Genomic DNA, 15,359 nt, shown 5'->3' on the forward strand with positions numbered 1-15,359 from the left:
TTAAGTCATCGAACCATCAGCCATAACGCTAAACTTGACCGTCAACCATAAGTAGTTATTAGTCACTTAATCCAAGTACGTCCTGCATATTGTACTGACCTACTTCCTGCTCAACGACCCAAGTTGCGGCACGTACGGCACCAGCGGCAAATGTCATGCGCGCGCGTGCACGATGGGTAATCTCAACCACTTCGCCATCTGCGATAAACATCACAGTATGGTCGCCTACGATTTCGCCGCCACGTACTGCATGAATACCAATTGTCCCAGATTCGCGCTCGCCAGTTTGTCCTTCGCGGCCATAAATAGCGACGTCTTTTAGGTTCTGTCCGCGCGCTTCCGCGACGGCTTCGGCCATCATATACGCCGTACCAGAAGGCGCATCAATTTTATGCTTATGATGGGCCTCAATGATTTCTACATCAGCGTCATTACCAAACGCTTTGGCAGCCATCCCGAGCAGCTTCAATGATAAATTAACGCCTGTCGAATAGTTACCCGCATATACGATAGTGATTTGCTCACTTGCTTTTGCCAGTACTTGTTCTTGCTGTTCATTGAATCCTGTCGTACCGATGACCATAGCAACATTATGCTCAACACAAACTTGCATGTTTTTTTCAGTGGCATCAGGCAAGCTAAAATCAATCAGCACATCGATATCATCAATCACAGCGGCTAAGTCGTCAACGATTTGTACATTTAAATGACCGATAGCAGCAACTTCGCCTGCATCAGCACCGACTAGGCTAGAGCCTTGACGCTCAATCGCTGCCTTTAATGTAGTTTGCGGGTTATTCTGTACTGCCTCGATGAGCATACGACCCATACGGCCGCCTGCACCGATTACCCCAACGTTGATAGATTTATTATTTGCTTGTTCGCTCATACTTTTACCTTAGATGTTTTATATTTAGTGAAACTATTTTTGACTATCATTTATTGTAAGTTTAGCAAATATCATCACATGAATGGCTTTTTATACCATCAATAAAAAGCCCAAAGGTTTCATGTGAAACCTTTGGGCTTTATTTAATACTAGCTACTTAGTTAAACTATTTCTTAATCGAACAAATCACCGATTTTTTTGAAGAATGACTTCTTATGTGGCGACTGTTGGTGCTTACTGTCGTCATCCAAAGTATCTTGGAATTGGCGTAGCAAGTCTTTTTGCTCACGAGTTAGATTCACTGGCGTTTCGATAACCACACGGCAAATCAAATCACCTTTCATAGTAGTACGGACTGGCGTTACGCCCTTGCCGCGTACACGCAGCAACTTACCGCTTTGCGTACCTTCTGCCACTTTGATTTTTACTTTGCCATCTAAGGTTGGGATTTCGACTTCTTTACCCAATGCTGCATCAGTAATGCTGACGGGTACATCCATATATAGGTCAGCACCTTGACGGGTAAAGACATTATGCTGTTTGACGCGTACTTCGACATATAGATCGCCGTTTTGTACGCCAGCGCCGCCTGCTTCGCCTTCGCCAGCTAGACGAACACGATCACCATCATCGACGCCTGCAGGGATAGAGACTTCTAACGTACGTGATTTGTCTTTTACGCCATTACCATGACAGTCTGAACAAGGGTTTTTGATCTGTTTACCAGTACCGCCGCAATGAGGACAAGCTTGCTGTACCGCAAAGAAACCTTGCTGCATACGTACTTGACCTTGGCCATGACAAGTCTGACAGGTAACCACATCAGACGCATTTTTTGCCCCTTTACCATCACAGGTATCACAAGGCGCAGGAGCCGTGAAACTGATTTCTTTTTTGCAGCCACGTACAGCTTCTTCTAATGTCAGCTCAATCACATAACGCAAGTCAGAGCCGCGACGCGTACGCCCACCGCCGCCACCACGTTGCTGACCGAAGATATCACCGAAGTTACCAAAGATATCGCCGAAGATATCTTGGAAGTTGCCGCCACCTGCGCCGCCGAAGCCGCCGCCACCCATGCCGTTTTCAAAGGCTGCATGGCCCATACGGTCGTAGGCTGAACGTTTCTCTTCGTCGCTCAATACTTCATAAGCCATTGAAGCTTCTTTGAATTTGTCTTCCGAATCAGGATCATCAGAGTTGCGATCTGGATGGTATTTCATGGCAAGCTTACGGTAGGCTCGCTTAATTTCTTTGCTGTCAGCGGTCTTGCTGACACCTAATATTTCATAAAAATCGCGCTTACTCATGCTCTCTCCTATCGTCTTTACAGTCACACCGGCTCGTCAAATCATCAGCTCAATTGATAATTGTCTTAATCTTATTCATGGTTCTTAGCTATCAGATATATATAACGTTTCACATGAAACATCACAACTCATCATGCTATAGAACCATAATGCTTAGACTTAACCAACAAATACGGTGAAGGCTGCTTAGCCAAATCAATTATAAAAAGTTTGCGCTATTTATGGAGATGGTCTGCTGATTTATCAAGCTCTTAAATGATGAAATTAGCAGTTGGCATCGCTGCGGCAAAAGCCAAACGATTCATTAAGGTTACTGCAAAGCTTTTCGTACCTGAGCGATGCCCAGTCGTGCTAATATTTACCGCCACATCTACGGTCATTTATACTCATAGTGATGACGATTGCGACAAGGTATCAAGTCTTATGAAAAAGCTGGTTATTCTATTAATCATCATTGCGGTAGCAGTGTATGCAGGTTCGCCTTATTACAGTGCTTATCAGCTCAAAAACGCTTATGACGATAAAGACGGTGCCACTATCGCAGCGGCTATTGATTATGAGCAAGTGCGACCAAGCGTCCAAAATCAGCTAACCAGCCAATTTGCGACGACAATGACTAAGTACCCACTAATTTCTGAGTTGGGCGGTGAGCCGTTGACCGAAGCCGCGAATGGTTTTATCGCGCAGGCAGTTGAAGGGGCTATCACTCCGCAAAATATCGAAAAAGTGATTAATACCCAAGGTCAAGCCAATACAGCAACCAAAGAGCTAGCCGCAGCATGGGCCATCGCTAGCGATCAAGTTGACTTGAAAAACCTAATTCAGAGCTTAATCATTCAGCGTGGTGATGTCGATGCCGTGGTCAAAAGCCAAATGCAGCAAGTCATGAAAAAACAAGCGGCAGAACTTGAGCAGCATGTCGCCCAAGGCAATGACAGTGAAAAGCCAACGCTTAGCTACTGCGGTATCAACTGCTTTAGTATTAGTGGTCAGGTAAAAGGCTACCCTCTCACTATCGAGATGCAGCGTGAAGGGCTTATCAATTGGAAAATTATTGATATTGTCTTACCATAAATTATTTAAGACAGCTTTTGAGATGCAAAAATGTCTGAATAGAACCAAAAAAACCGCCCTATGAACTGATTCATAAGGCGGTTTTTTTACATTGTTTAGCAGTCCAATATCTTAAAGTTTTGAATTGCTAGAACACCCAACCATACCAGTCGATTATTCAACACCCAAGAATTCTAGAAATTCTGGGCTTTCAAAACTCGCCTGATATAGCACGCCATCTTCACGATAGATTGCAGGCGTCGCCATTACCGCGAGTCCAGCTGCTTTTTCACGATTGGGTGTCACATGGTCAACTGTACAACTTGCTGATGCAGGCGTCATTTCACCCTGTAGCATCGCTTTGTCAAATGCCTGACGACGACTGTCTTCATCCGCTTGGCACCAGATACCACGCATCTGCTTCGGTGACGCATCATATATCGGATAGCCGATGACATTGACCGTCACGCCTTTTGCATTGAGTGAGGGCACTTGCTGATGTAATCGGCGGCAGTAAGGGCAGTTCACATCATCTGCCACATAGATAACGGCTCTCTCAGTAGTGGTCGCTGGATAAGTAATCAGCTGGCTTTTGTCCAATGACGCAAACACCGACTGGTTTTTATGTTTTTCAAAGTTCTCATCGAGGCCGATAAATTGACCGTTTTCGATGACTGATATTTCACCATCGGTAATATACTGCGCATCATCTGATAGTAAAAACGGCACGCCTTCTAGGGTTGCGCCCCAGATGACCCCCGGTACTGCGGTATAAAAGAATGGTGTTTTCGCGCTCATGTTCTTAAGCGCCGCCATATTTGCTAGCATAGACGATTTGACTGAGGCACTGACAGGTTTGCCTACTTGCGTACTCGTGCTACGTACTGGTGTTTTGGTGACAACTTGCTTACTTGGGTTTTTCTGTAGCTCACCCTGAATGACGTAACGACCATCTTCGGTGATGTGCAGCGGCAACTGGCCAGCCAAATTCACTTGATACATATTGGGCAGTTTGGATGGCACAATAGAAGTAATCTTTGTTTTGATGCCTGCTTGGGTCAGTACTTGGCGCAATCGCTTATCGACAGTTGCACTCACTGTTTGAGCTACTTGCGAATTTGTAGTGCTTTGCGTTACGTTATTGCTATTAGCATCTGCTGAACTTGGCTGAGCGCAAGCAGTGGTTGCTAATAGTATGACGCTGATTAGGCTAGCGGACTTTAATACAGGTAATGTCACAGAGAGATTCCTATCTGGTTTTTAATAATGGCAGTTTTTAATATTAAGACCAATTCCAAATCTACCACTAAATCTACCACTAACTGAAAGGTAGCAATCCACTTTCTGATTAGTCAGGTTCTTGGAATTGGTTTAAGGGTTGTCTGTCATAAAAATATAGATTAAAAAGACTGTAGCATATGGGATAGTTTTGCAAAGCGCAAAATGGCTAAAGTCGCAAAACTGCTACTTAGCTTTAAGAGATAGGCAACACAGGTAGGTAGTAGACATAAATACAATATAGTAGACCGCAAAAAGCAGCACACTGAGTAGCGGCTGCTAATGGGTTTAAAACGATAATTTCAAGACAAATACTAATGCCAAAGCTTAATAATTTCAGTGCTCATTGATTAAAACTTGGCAACTTCTTCTGGCGTTAAGAAACGACTATCGCCTTTTTCTAGCCCTTCTAGATTGATATGACCGATACTGGCGCGGTGCAGATCGGTGACTCGATTACCGAAGTAACCCATCATACGTTTGACCTGATGGTATTTGCCCTGCTCCAATGTGAGGCGTGCATGTTTTTCATCAATGAACTCAAGAACAGCAGGCTTGGTTGGCTCGTAATCACCTTCAAGCAAGATGCCTTCAGCCACTTTCTTAACGGCTTTTTCTTGTGCATCACTATCCATTGCATCTGCCAAAGTCAGCTCATACACCTTGGCATGCTCGTGCTTAGGACTGGTGACACGATGTAGCCAGCCACCATCATCACTCATGAGCAATGCGCCAGTAGTATCGACGTCGAGACGTCCGGCGATACGCAGACTGCCCAATTCTGGTACAGCAATCAGTTCGGTGACGATTGGATATTCTTTAACTTTTAGCGTGCATTCGAAGCCTTCAGGCTTATATAACAAGATATAGCGATTGCCCGCAGCAACCGACAACGGCTCGCCTGCCCACATCACATCATCATTGACGACATCAACATGTAGGCCAGGATCTTTAACCACTTGATCGTTTACGGTGATTTCGCCGGCGTGCATGATCTTCTTTGACTCTTTACGCGACAGCTCAGTGGCTTTACTAATGAATTTATCTAAACGCATACTATTTACTACCATCGGTTTTATTATACCAGCCCTAAATCAGAAACTAACGACGCCAACACTCAGCCGTGAGCGGCTCGTTATCTTCGATGGTTAGAAATGGTACTATAATGAAAAATTAAATGAACACTGTGCTCAATACAAAAGCCAGTGAAAGTCAGACCAGTTTAACATATCCAACCTAAGCCTGATGAAATATGAGCTATCAAACGCTAAAACGTGCCGTTACCACGCGACTCGAAATTAAAAAATCTGAGTTTATCGCTTACGCCTATCCGGTGACCTCTCGCGATCAAGCAATGTTTCACGTGGAACAACTGCGAGAGCAATACCCCGATGCACGGCACTTCTGCTGGGCATACATCATCGGTGATCCAGATAATACCACTAGTGCTGGTTTCGATGATGATGGCGAGCCAAGTGGTACAGCGGGTCGACCGATATTGAATGTGCTACAACATAAGTCAATCGGCAATGTGATTATCATCGTAGTACGTTACTTCGGTGGTATCAAATTGGGTGCTGGCGGTCTTACCCGTGCTTATGCAGGCTCTGCCCAAGCGGCCGTCGACGAGATGATACTAAACCCTTATGTACCAATGACTCAGATTCAGATACTGGCAGAGTTTGCGACTGAAGCACAATGCCGCTATATGATAGAGAGCCTTGGCGGTCATATCGATGATGTCGCCTATAGCAAGCAAGTAACCCTAACCGCCACACTTGCTGAAGCAGATGTCGAAAATTTAAAAGAGCGTTTAGCAATGGATGGTCGAGTATTGGACAAGCCAGAAGAATAAAAATCTGACTAGCTATTCTCGTCGCAAACTTTAGACAGTTCTCTTTTCAATACATTTATTAGCTTTTTACAGAAATTGTTTCTCGATAAATGATTTTTAGCAGCTACTTCTCAGTAGCTAATTTCCAGTAGCTGTTTTCAGTAATCATGCGTTCACTGAAAATTATTGGTTTTCACAGGTACTGACGTTATGATAAAAACCCCTTATCACACTACTCTATTTGTTTTTCCACGATTATTAAATAAGACCAATATATGCCAACTTCAACCAAACCTTTTTCTCCAGCACCTTTTAAGCCACCATTTTGGCTGACCAATCCCCATCTGCAAAGCATCCTGCCCAAGTTTTTTGCGCCAAAGTCACCGACCTACCGCCGCGTGGTCGAAAAAGACTCATTGGACGAGAGTGATATTGCTTATGACTTCTATGATGCGCACCCTGTAGAAGCATCAAAAGATGGCGAACTTGAGCAAACTCCATTGATTGTATTATTCCATGGGATGGAAGGCAGTAGTGACAGTCATTATGCTCGCGCACTAGCATACCAAATGCACGCGCAAGGCTGGCACTTTGTGGTGGCACATTTCCGTAGTTGCGGCGGTATTCCTGCTAGTGGCACAGTATTTTATAATGCAGGCGACACTGACGAGGTGCATCATGCGCTACAGAATTTGCGTGAGCAGTATGCCAATATCTATGCCGTTGGTGTCTCATTAGGAGGCAATGCACTGGCCAAATACATGGGCGAATATGAGGACAAAGTCCTATGTAAAGGTGCCGTTGTTATCTCCGCGCCAGTCGATATGTCTTCAGCTGCTATTACTATGCACAGCTTCTTGAGTCATCGTATTTATACGCCTTATCTGCTTAACCCAATTATCAAAAAAGCATTGGCAAACGACCTCACTCAAGATGAAATCAACTCTATCAAAGCTGCCAATCGTATCAGTGATTTCGATGATATTTTTACTGCGCCGCGTCACGGATATCGCTCCAAAAACGACTATTATCATACTGCATCCGCAATGCCGTACTTGCGCAACGTTACTCACCCTCTGCTATTAATCAGTGCAAAAGACGATCCTTTCATTGGCTTTACTGCTACCCCAAATGATGTTTCTGAGAGTGTCACTATCTTAGATACTGAGCACGGCGGGCACATCGGTTATTTGCGTTATCGCTCAGACAATGGTCATTCCAAAAGCAAATCGTCTGTCACCAATGATAAAGAATCCAAGACTTCAAAGTTCGATATCAACTGGATACCTGAGACGGTCAGCGCTTATTTTAATTGGATTGGTGTGGCTTCTACTAGCGAGTCTTCTCAGGATGTGGGCTCTGACAATAAATAATCACTGTCATCAATGACAAAATAATAACGCCAACGTTTATAACTTTTTGAGAGTGTTTTATGTACCCATTTATCCGTTATGCTAGCACCATTGCTCATGCTGCCCTAAAAGCAAAAAAGGGCGACACACTGACGTTTAAGGACACCAGTGAGATTCAATTTCGCTGCCGCTTATCCGATATAGATAATTTTTTGGAGATGAATAACGGCCGCGTATTTACGCTGTATGATTTGGGTCGTATGGACTTTGCAGTACGGACTGGGCTTGGCAAGCAGTTATTAAAACAACGCTGGGGCCTGGTCATCGCTGGCAGCACTATTCAATACCGTAAGCGTATTCGCGCCTTTCAAAAAGTCACGCTAAAGACCAAAATCGTCGGTATCGACGCGCGCTGGTTGTATATAGAGCAATCAATGTGGGTCAAGGGCCAGCCCTGTTCATCTGGACTACTGCGTACCGGTGTGACCAAAGGTGGTAGAGTGATAGATACGGCACAAGTACTGGCTGCACTAGGCCAATCTGACTGGGATCTACCGCCAACGGGTTACGTAGCTGAGTGGATTAAAAGTGATGCTGATCGTCCGTGGCCGCCTGTCGATACAGCTGACTAACTTAACTTTATAAGCTAGTAATTAATTACTTTTATCTTATTTAACAGATGGTATAAGCAAGCAACCTTATAGCTACTATTTCATAACAACTCATTATATAAATACATATAATAAATGTTAGGATAGTAGTGAGTACATACTCAGACAAAACAAGTATAGTCTTATAAGGAGAATAATATGGCTAATACAACAGATTATGTCGGCACGTTATTTGATAATAGCGAATCAAACCCAAGCAAAATTACTTTAGCATTTACCATGGCAGGCGTGGCACTGAAAAAAGGCCATTCTGCTACTGTGATATTAATGGTGGATGCCGTACATCTGGCAAAACCAAACGCGCTAGACAATGTAGATATCGGCGATCCGTTTGAGCCAGCTGGTGAGTTACTAGAAGCCTTTATTGAAAAAGGTGGCCAAGTGTTGGTCTGCGGCGCTTGTATGAAACACAATGGTGTAGAAGAATCAGATATCGACAAACGCTTTGAAGTGATTAGCGGTGATGATGTTGTTGAGCTGTTGATGAACGCGAAAGGGTCGTTGCAGTTGAATTAAACAGTAAGCAAAATCAGTTAATGAAGTTATAAGAATGGGTCAGTTTTCTTAGTCATCGTTGGGTGGCTTGAAAGCTGACCTATTTTTTACCTTATAGGTGAGCAAACTTTCTTAAAAAGATAAATTTTAATTACCTTTTCTCATTTTATGTGTTTCCAGAAAATATATTGCTAAAGTGGAAGCAGCTCCGACTGCCAGTTTAGCATGTCTAGGTTGCAAGCCTTTAAACTGGCTATCTTTACCATGACCACTACCATATTCATTTCTAACCTCTGCAATGCCTTGGACAACAGCGGACAAACTACCTAAAATCTGTCTTATTGACTTCGCTGCTTTTGCCTTGTTAGATATGTCACGTCGAGTAATTTGAGAGATATTATTCATGATTTGTTTCAACTTTCTTTGGCTAGATATTTAGTAATCTCAAGTATATGTATTAATAAGCTTTAACTACAGTTTTATAGCCAACTATCTTAACTACAACTTCGTAGCCAAAGCTCATCCTCTTATTCAGCAACTAAATAAACACTATCTCACGTACTGTTCGCCCAGCTCTGTTAAAGTAAGTCATGCAAACACCTTAATAAAAGGCTACCCGTCATGACCTTACTTGATACTCTAGACTTAACCTACCCTATCGTCCAAGCACCAATGGCAGGAGCAACCACGCCTGAGCTGGCAGCGACGGTGAGTAAATTTGGTGGACTGGGCTCATTAGGATCTGGCATGACTGCGCCAAATGTTTTGACCAGCCAAATTAATACTATTAAATCGCTCACCGACCGTCCGTTTATGGTCAATCTCATGGTATTGTCTGAGCAAGAATCTACGACCTTTGATACCGAAATTCCCGCTTGGCTAAGTCAATACTATCAAGACAATAATATTGAATTTACACTACCTGAACGCCCCGCGCAGAGCTTCGCAGAGCAGCTACAAGTGCTCTATGACAATCCCGTTCCCGTTGCCAGTTTTACCTTTGGCATTATCAGTGCTGAGCAAGTTCAGCGTCTGCAAAGTTTCGGCACACGCGTCATCGGTACCGCCAATCATCCACTAGAAGCGAAAGCATGGGCAGATATTGGTGCAGATGCGGTGTGCGCGCAAGGAGCAGAAGCTGGCGGTCATCGCGGTGGTTGGTTGCCGCAAAGTGAAAGCGATCCATTGGGATTGTTGACGTTGATTGGTCAGACGCGTGCCTGTACTAATATTCCGTTGATCGCAGCAGGTGGTATTATGACTGGACAAGCCATCAAAGCTATTCAGGCAGCTGGTGCCGAGCTGGCACAAATGGGGACGGCGTTTTTGACCACTGACCAATGCGGTATCAATGATACTTATAAACAAGCCTTACTCGATGCCAGTCACAGCAGGCGCAGCTCAGAAACGCGCTTAACTCGATTGTTTTCAGGTAAGCTCGCTCGTGGTTTATTAAACGATTATCTGCGTGATTTTGCTCAATTTGAAAGCGCTGATGAGCTACCGCCCTACCCACAATTAAATGCCATGTCCAAATCTATGCGAGCTCATGCCTCTAAAAATATGGATGCAGAACATCAATCTTTATGGGCAGGACAAGGGGTAACTTTGGTCAAACAAGAAAGCACGTTTGAACTGCTTGAGCGACTGATAAAAACGTTATAGGCTTAAATATTTTTGTCAGTCCGCACTACTCTAATAAAAAATCTACCGCCGCCGCGGCATGAATAGCTGTGGTATCAAATACAGGTATCGGGCTATCATCCTGTTTAATAAGTAGACCAATCTCTGTGCAGCCCAAGATCACACCCTCTGCCCCTTGCGCTGCCAAATCTTTAATCACTTGACGATAATACTCTCGTGAGCTGTCTTTAAACTCACCGACACACAGCTCTTTTTTGATAATGCGATGTACTTCTGCTCTCGCCTCATCTTCTGGTATCAATACTTGTAAACCCGCATCAATCAGACGCTGCTTATAGAAATCTTGAGTCATCGTAAACTGAGTACCAAGCAGGGCTATTTTGGTGAGATTTTGTTTTTTGATAGCATCAGTAGTCGCATCAGCGATATGAGTCAATGGCAAGTCTGTGGCGGAGCGCACGTCATCGACCAGTTTGTGCATCGTGTTAGAGGCAATCATGATTCCTTGTACGCCAGCTGCTTGTAGACGCTGAGCGCTGCTAGCCATTATCACGCCTAGCTCGTCCCATCTGCCTTGCTCCTGTAACGTATTGATCAATGCAAAATCCACACTATGAATCAACAAATCTGCTGAATGTAGTCCGCCAAGCTGATGCTTGACACCTTCGTTAATCAGACGATAATAGCTCTCGGTACTCTCCCAGCTCATACCACCGATGATTCCTAATGTTTTTTGTTGAGACCCTCGTTGTTCTTGAGCTGCCATACTATACTCCTATTTGTTTTTGGTCTTAGTTATAGTAAGTTATCGTAGCAAAACCGACTGTTGAGAACGCGCTATTTTTAGAGATATTCGTTTTAGAAATAATTTCTTCAAAAAGCTTTAAAATGCTGCCTTAAAGACAATAATCATATTAATAACATATCGCAAACCCTACCATTAATAATAACGATTTTACCTACTCATTTTCGAAGCGTATCATGTGCCCTCGTAGCCAACTATCTTGTCAGTTACGCTTATTTATTACCGCATAATTATATTTGTGCCATACGCCAGCATCATAGGCTGAGCGTCATTAATTGCTATCATCCTGTAGGACACCAAATACTATGACCAACTTCCCCACGATTAGAATACGCATTCGTCGCAAGCTCTATCGCCTTATCTTTACAGGTCTGATGGCGATGATGATGTCGCTTATTATCTCGTCAGCGCTATTATTGGTAAAAGTAGGCTACGTTGATGGCTTTTTTGCAGAATTGATGCACTCTTGGGGATTGGCCTTTATGTTTGCATGGCCAAGTGCGTACATCTGCGCCTATCTAATACAAGAGCATGTACTGAGCAGGATAGAGTTTTATTAAATATTCCTGCGCACTACAGCATATTTCCCAATAATATCGTTGTCTTGAATTTGCCATGATTGTGCAATGTCCTCATCAGTAAGCAACAACGTTACTTAACCAAAAAAGTACTGATAACAATCCGTCAAAGTTGCTACTGTTGTTAGCTGATCGCACGCTTTTTTCGAGTGTCCATCACTGACAGACAATCAAATAACTAGAATACGATTATTAAAAATAAACAAAGGAAATCATCATGCGTAGTGCTATTCATAACAGCTTTGGCAAACCCTCCAACGTATTGAGCGTTGGCGACAGTCCCATGCCGCAGCCTGCTGCCAACGAAGTCCGTATCAAAACCATTCTCTCCCCTATTCATAACCATGACTTGCTAACCGTAAGTGGTCAATACGGCTATAAGCCTGAGATGCCAGCCATCGGTGGTAGTGAAGCGCTAGGTATTATCGATGCCGTGGGCGATGATGTGACAGATCTAAGTGTTGGTCAACGTGTGGCTTGTGCCAGTGTGCACGAGACGTGGGCGGAGTATTTTGTCGCCCCTGCCAGCATGGTATTTAACATGCCTGATAGCATCGAAGACGAGTTGGCTGCTCAGCTAATCGCTATGCCGTTGTCTGCCTTGATGCTATTAGAATTCCTAGAAGTAGATAAAGGTCAATGGATTATTCATAACGCGGCAAACGGCGCGGTGGGTAAAACGCTTGCCATGCTCGCAGCAGCACGCGGCGTGAATACGATTAACCTCGTCCGTAGTAAAGACGCGATAGAAGAGCTGACCTCACTCGGTATCAAAAACAATGTCGTCACCGCTGATGATGACTGGAAAGACCAAGTTCGCGCTATCATTGGTGATGATAAGATCACAGCAGCCGTTGATTCAGTCGGTGGTGAGTCGAGCAACGAGCTACTATCATTACTTGGCAGCAAAGGCACGCTGGTCTCGTTTGGTATCATGTCAGGCAAGCCAATGGCACTAGACGCTGGCAGCTTAATCTTTAAGCAAGCCGTTGTAAAAGGGTTCTGGGGCAGTAAAACCAGTCAAGAAATGGATCTAGAAAACAAACAACGTCTAATCGATGAGCTACTAGAACGCGCTTCGAACGGCGATCTAAAGTTACCAATCGAAGCTATCTATAGTCTAGACGACATCACAACCGCCGTCTCTGGAAAAGTACAATCAAGCAAAAAAGGTAAAGTTATCCTAAAACCTTAAGTGATACTCTAACCTTGCATTGATTGTCATTGAAGGCATCATAAATATGAAAAGTCCATTTGTATTACTCGTTAGATAATACTATGGGCTTTTTTGTTTTAACCGTGCTGTTGCCATGATAATTCTGATGTAAACATATACATATGCAATTACCTATCAACCCCAATAATAATACTTAATAAGGATATAACCATGTCAAACGATACAACATTTAAAGCCTTAGTCGTCGAAGAAACCAGCGATGGCGAATTCAAAAAAAGCATCCAAGAGCGCAAAGTCAGTGACTTACCGGAGAATGACTTACTCATCGAAGTGCATTATTCATCGTTAAATTTTAAAGATGCGATGTCAGCCACGGGCAATAAACGAATCACCAAACAGTACCCGCATACCCCAGGTATCGACGCAGCTGGCGTGGTCGTCAGTGATAAGTCAGGCACGTTTAGCGCAGGACAAGAAGTATTGGTATTCGGCTATGATCTTGGTATGGATACGGATGGCGGTCTGGGTCAGATGATCTCTATACCAGCAGGTTGGGCGCTACCTTGCCCAGAAACGCTGACACTCAAAGAAGCAATGACCTACGGTACAGGCGGCCTAACCGCAGCACTGAGTGTCCAAAAGTTAGAAAAAATGGGTGCAAAACCAAGTGATGGCCCAGTTGCTGTGACTGGCGCAACAGGCGGCGTAGGTACGATCAGTATCGCTATCTTAAAGCAGCTCGGCTATGACGTGATTGCATTCTCAGGTAAGCCAGAACAAAGCGAGCATTTAAAAGAGCTTGGCGCAAGCGAAGTACGTCATCGCGATACCATCAATGAAATCGGTAACAAACCTGTCGGCCGTGAGCTATGGGCAAACGCTATCGATACCATCGGTGGCGATTACCTATCTAACTTACTCAAACAAACCAAAGCGGGCGGTGCGGTGACGAGCTGTGGTCTAGCGGGTGGCGCTGAGTTTTCAATGACGGTCATGCCATTCATCACTAGAGCAGTATCATTATTGGGTATCGATTCGGTCTATATCCCACTGGCTGACAAAGAAGCCATTTGGAATCGTGTCGCAACCGATATGAAACTGCCTAATCTAGAGAGTTATGGTGAAGAGATTACGTTAGAACAAACGCCAGAATACCTAGATCGCTTTATGTCGAGCAAAGTGGTTGGGCGTTATGTGGTGAATGTGAAGGGTTAGGTTTTGGTTTAAGATCGAATTTTATAAATAGTAGCGGTGTTCTTTACTTTGAAGAGCACCGCTATTTTTGGTATATAGACAACGGAAAATTCATTCATGTTGAAACTTAGGATAAAAAGTAGAAAAACACGAATTGACTTTAGCGAACTTAAGTTTACTATAGTATCTTCATAGAATATTAGTAATAAGGAAGTTAAATTGTTTGAGATAGGAGAAATTTATAATAGGCGTGCTGATATACACGGTAGATATAAGGGCCAACAATATGGTGGTATAGCTACTCCTGCCGATCATCCATATATATTTATATTTACAGGTGATTCTGGTAGCGAATATGGATATATTGACGATTTCGATCCTAATGGTACCTTTAAGTACACAGGTGAAGGACAAGAGGGTGACATGAAAATGTCTAAAGGTAATTTAGCTATTCGCGATCATCAAAAAAACAATAAAGAAATCCTACTCTTTGAATCTACATCACGAGGTTATGTACGGCTTTTAGGAACATGCAATTATGTTTTTCATCATATTGAAGAGCGGCCAGATAGAAATGGTAATCTTCGTGAGGCTATCGTTTTCCATCTAGATATAGTTAACAATCGAAATATTGATGCAGCTCACACTCTAACTTCCAAAATAGTTGAATCACCTAAAGCGATGTACATTACTAAGCCTAGCAAAGGCCAGTCATTACAAAAATTAAGAGAGATTGCTTTAAGTTCAACGCCAACCCAAGGAAGTACACAAGAAAAAATTCGGTCTATCCAAAACCGTAGTAGAGCAATTAAACTTTATGCTAAGAAAAGAGCTAATGGCATATGCGAAGGGTGTAACGAGTTAGCTCCATTTGAAACTAAATCTGGACCTTACCTTGAAGTCCATCACTTAACTAGGTTGGCAGACGGTGGGGCAGACTTACCTCAAAACGTTATCGCGTTGTGTCCTACCTGTCATCGAAAAGCTCACTACTCTCTAGATCATTTGGAGTTTAACAGTAAATTAATGGATGCAGTTATTGCTACCGAAGCTCGTCTAAACCAATAAGATACTGGTAA

Annotated in this window: 17 protein-coding genes; 10 read left to right on the plus strand and 7 right to left on the minus strand. The window is 43.5% G+C overall.

The features are described 5' to 3' along the window. Positions 1-58 precede the first annotated feature (58 nt). From dapB to JMX91_RS13370, 3 genes are all read right to left on the minus strand, one after another. Complete coding sequence (gene dapB / locus JMX91_RS02515) at positions 59-889, minus strand: 4-hydroxy-tetrahydrodipicolinate reductase (RefSeq protein ID WP_201547524.1); 831 nt, start codon at positions 887-889, stop codon at positions 59-61. A 173-nt stretch (positions 890-1,062) separates the two neighbouring features. Then, positions 1,063-2,199: a molecular chaperone DnaJ gene (dnaJ, locus tag JMX91_RS02520; RefSeq protein ID WP_201547525.1), complete on the minus strand. Its 1,137-nt coding sequence runs from the start codon at positions 2,197-2,199 to the stop codon at positions 1,063-1,065. Positions 2,200-2,450: 251 nt separating this feature from the next. Then, a complete protein-coding gene (locus tag JMX91_RS13370; protein ID WP_265089150.1) occupies positions 2,451-2,579 on the minus strand; it encodes a hypothetical protein in 129 nt (42 codons plus the stop codon). A gap of 43 nt (positions 2,580-2,622) precedes the next feature. On the opposite strand from JMX91_RS13370, the gene JMX91_RS02525 reads away from it, so the two are divergent. Then, positions 2,623-3,273, plus strand: coding sequence for a DUF2939 domain-containing protein (locus JMX91_RS02525; protein ID WP_102078213.1), 651 nt, complete (start codon positions 2,623-2,625; stop codon positions 3,271-3,273). 153 nt (positions 3,274-3,426) lie between these two features. Here JMX91_RS02525 and JMX91_RS02530 read toward each other — a convergent pair whose 3' ends face one another. After that, complete coding sequence (locus JMX91_RS02530; RefSeq protein WP_201547526.1) at positions 3,427-4,491, minus strand: disulfide isomerase DsbC N-terminal domain-containing protein; 1,065 nt, start codon at positions 4,489-4,491, stop codon at positions 3,427-3,429. A 389-nt stretch (positions 4,492-4,880) separates the two neighbouring features. Next, complete coding sequence (locus JMX91_RS02535) at positions 4,881-5,585, minus strand: pseudouridine synthase (protein WP_201547527.1); 705 nt, start codon at positions 5,583-5,585, stop codon at positions 4,881-4,883. A gap of 197 nt (positions 5,586-5,782) precedes the next feature. Between JMX91_RS02535 and JMX91_RS02540 the strand changes: the two genes are divergently transcribed. The 4 genes from JMX91_RS02540 to JMX91_RS02555 all read left to right on the plus strand — a co-directional run bounded on the left by JMX91_RS02540 (position 5,783) and on the right by JMX91_RS02555 (position 8,903). Next, positions 5,783-6,385: a YigZ family protein gene (locus JMX91_RS02540; protein ID WP_201547528.1), complete on the plus strand. Its 603-nt coding sequence runs from the start codon at positions 5,783-5,785 to the stop codon at positions 6,383-6,385. Positions 6,386-6,639: 254 nt separating this feature from the next. Beyond that, positions 6,640-7,737, plus strand: coding sequence for a YheT family hydrolase (locus tag JMX91_RS02545; RefSeq protein WP_201547529.1), 1,098 nt, complete (start codon positions 6,640-6,642; stop codon positions 7,735-7,737). 59 nt (positions 7,738-7,796) lie between these two features. Next, positions 7,797-8,348, plus strand: a complete 552-nt coding sequence (locus JMX91_RS02550; protein ID WP_057757622.1) for an acyl-CoA thioesterase — start codon at positions 7,797-7,799, stop codon at positions 8,346-8,348. 177 nt (positions 8,349-8,525) lie between these two features. Then, positions 8,526-8,903 (plus strand): DsrE family protein, encoded by a 378-nt coding sequence (locus tag JMX91_RS02555; protein ID WP_102078217.1) that lies wholly within the window; start codon positions 8,526-8,528, stop codon positions 8,901-8,903. A 126-nt stretch (positions 8,904-9,029) separates the two neighbouring features. On the opposite strand, the gene JMX91_RS02560 is transcribed toward JMX91_RS02555, so the two are convergent. Beyond that, on the minus strand, positions 9,030-9,287 hold the full coding sequence (locus JMX91_RS02560) for an abortive infection family protein (RefSeq protein ID WP_201547530.1): 258 nt from the start codon (positions 9,285-9,287) through the stop codon (positions 9,030-9,032). Between the two features lie 216 nt (positions 9,288-9,503). Here JMX91_RS02560 and JMX91_RS02565 point away from each other — a divergent pair, with 216 nt between their 5' ends. Beyond that, the gene (locus tag JMX91_RS02565) at positions 9,504-10,547 is read left to right on the plus strand and encodes an NAD(P)H-dependent flavin oxidoreductase (protein WP_201547531.1); all 1,044 of its coding nucleotides are present in this window, start codon (positions 9,504-9,506) and stop codon (positions 10,545-10,547) included. 25 nt (positions 10,548-10,572) lie between these two features. On the opposite strand, the gene JMX91_RS02570 is transcribed toward JMX91_RS02565, so the two are convergent. After that, complete coding sequence (locus tag JMX91_RS02570; protein ID WP_201547532.1) at positions 10,573-11,292, minus strand: aspartate/glutamate racemase family protein; 720 nt, start codon at positions 11,290-11,292, stop codon at positions 10,573-10,575. A 344-nt stretch (positions 11,293-11,636) separates the two neighbouring features. On the opposite strand from JMX91_RS02570, the gene JMX91_RS02575 reads away from it, so the two are divergent. From JMX91_RS02575 to JMX91_RS02590, 4 genes are all read left to right on the plus strand, one after another. Next, complete coding sequence (locus JMX91_RS02575; protein WP_179798547.1) at positions 11,637-11,891, plus strand: DUF2798 domain-containing protein; 255 nt, start codon at positions 11,637-11,639, stop codon at positions 11,889-11,891. 235 nt (positions 11,892-12,126) lie between these two features. Continuing rightward, positions 12,127-13,104 (plus strand): zinc-binding dehydrogenase, encoded by a 978-nt coding sequence (locus JMX91_RS02580; RefSeq protein WP_201547533.1) that lies wholly within the window; start codon positions 12,127-12,129, stop codon positions 13,102-13,104. 192 nt (positions 13,105-13,296) lie between these two features. After that, positions 13,297-14,301 carry a YhdH/YhfP family quinone oxidoreductase gene (locus JMX91_RS02585; RefSeq protein WP_201547534.1) on the plus strand — a complete coding sequence of 335 codons (1,005 nt, stop codon included), beginning with the start codon at positions 13,297-13,299 and terminating at the stop codon, positions 14,299-14,301. A 198-nt stretch (positions 14,302-14,499) separates the two neighbouring features. Continuing rightward, positions 14,500-15,348, plus strand: a complete 849-nt coding sequence (locus tag JMX91_RS02590) for an HNH endonuclease signature motif containing protein (protein ID WP_201547535.1) — start codon at positions 14,500-14,502, stop codon at positions 15,346-15,348. The last annotated feature ends 11 nt before the right edge of the window (positions 15,349-15,359 follow it).

Origin of the sequence: Psychrobacter sp. Pi2-1 (assembly GCF_904846645.1) — a bacterium.
GTDB lineage: Bacteria > Pseudomonadota > Gammaproteobacteria > Pseudomonadales > Moraxellaceae > Psychrobacter.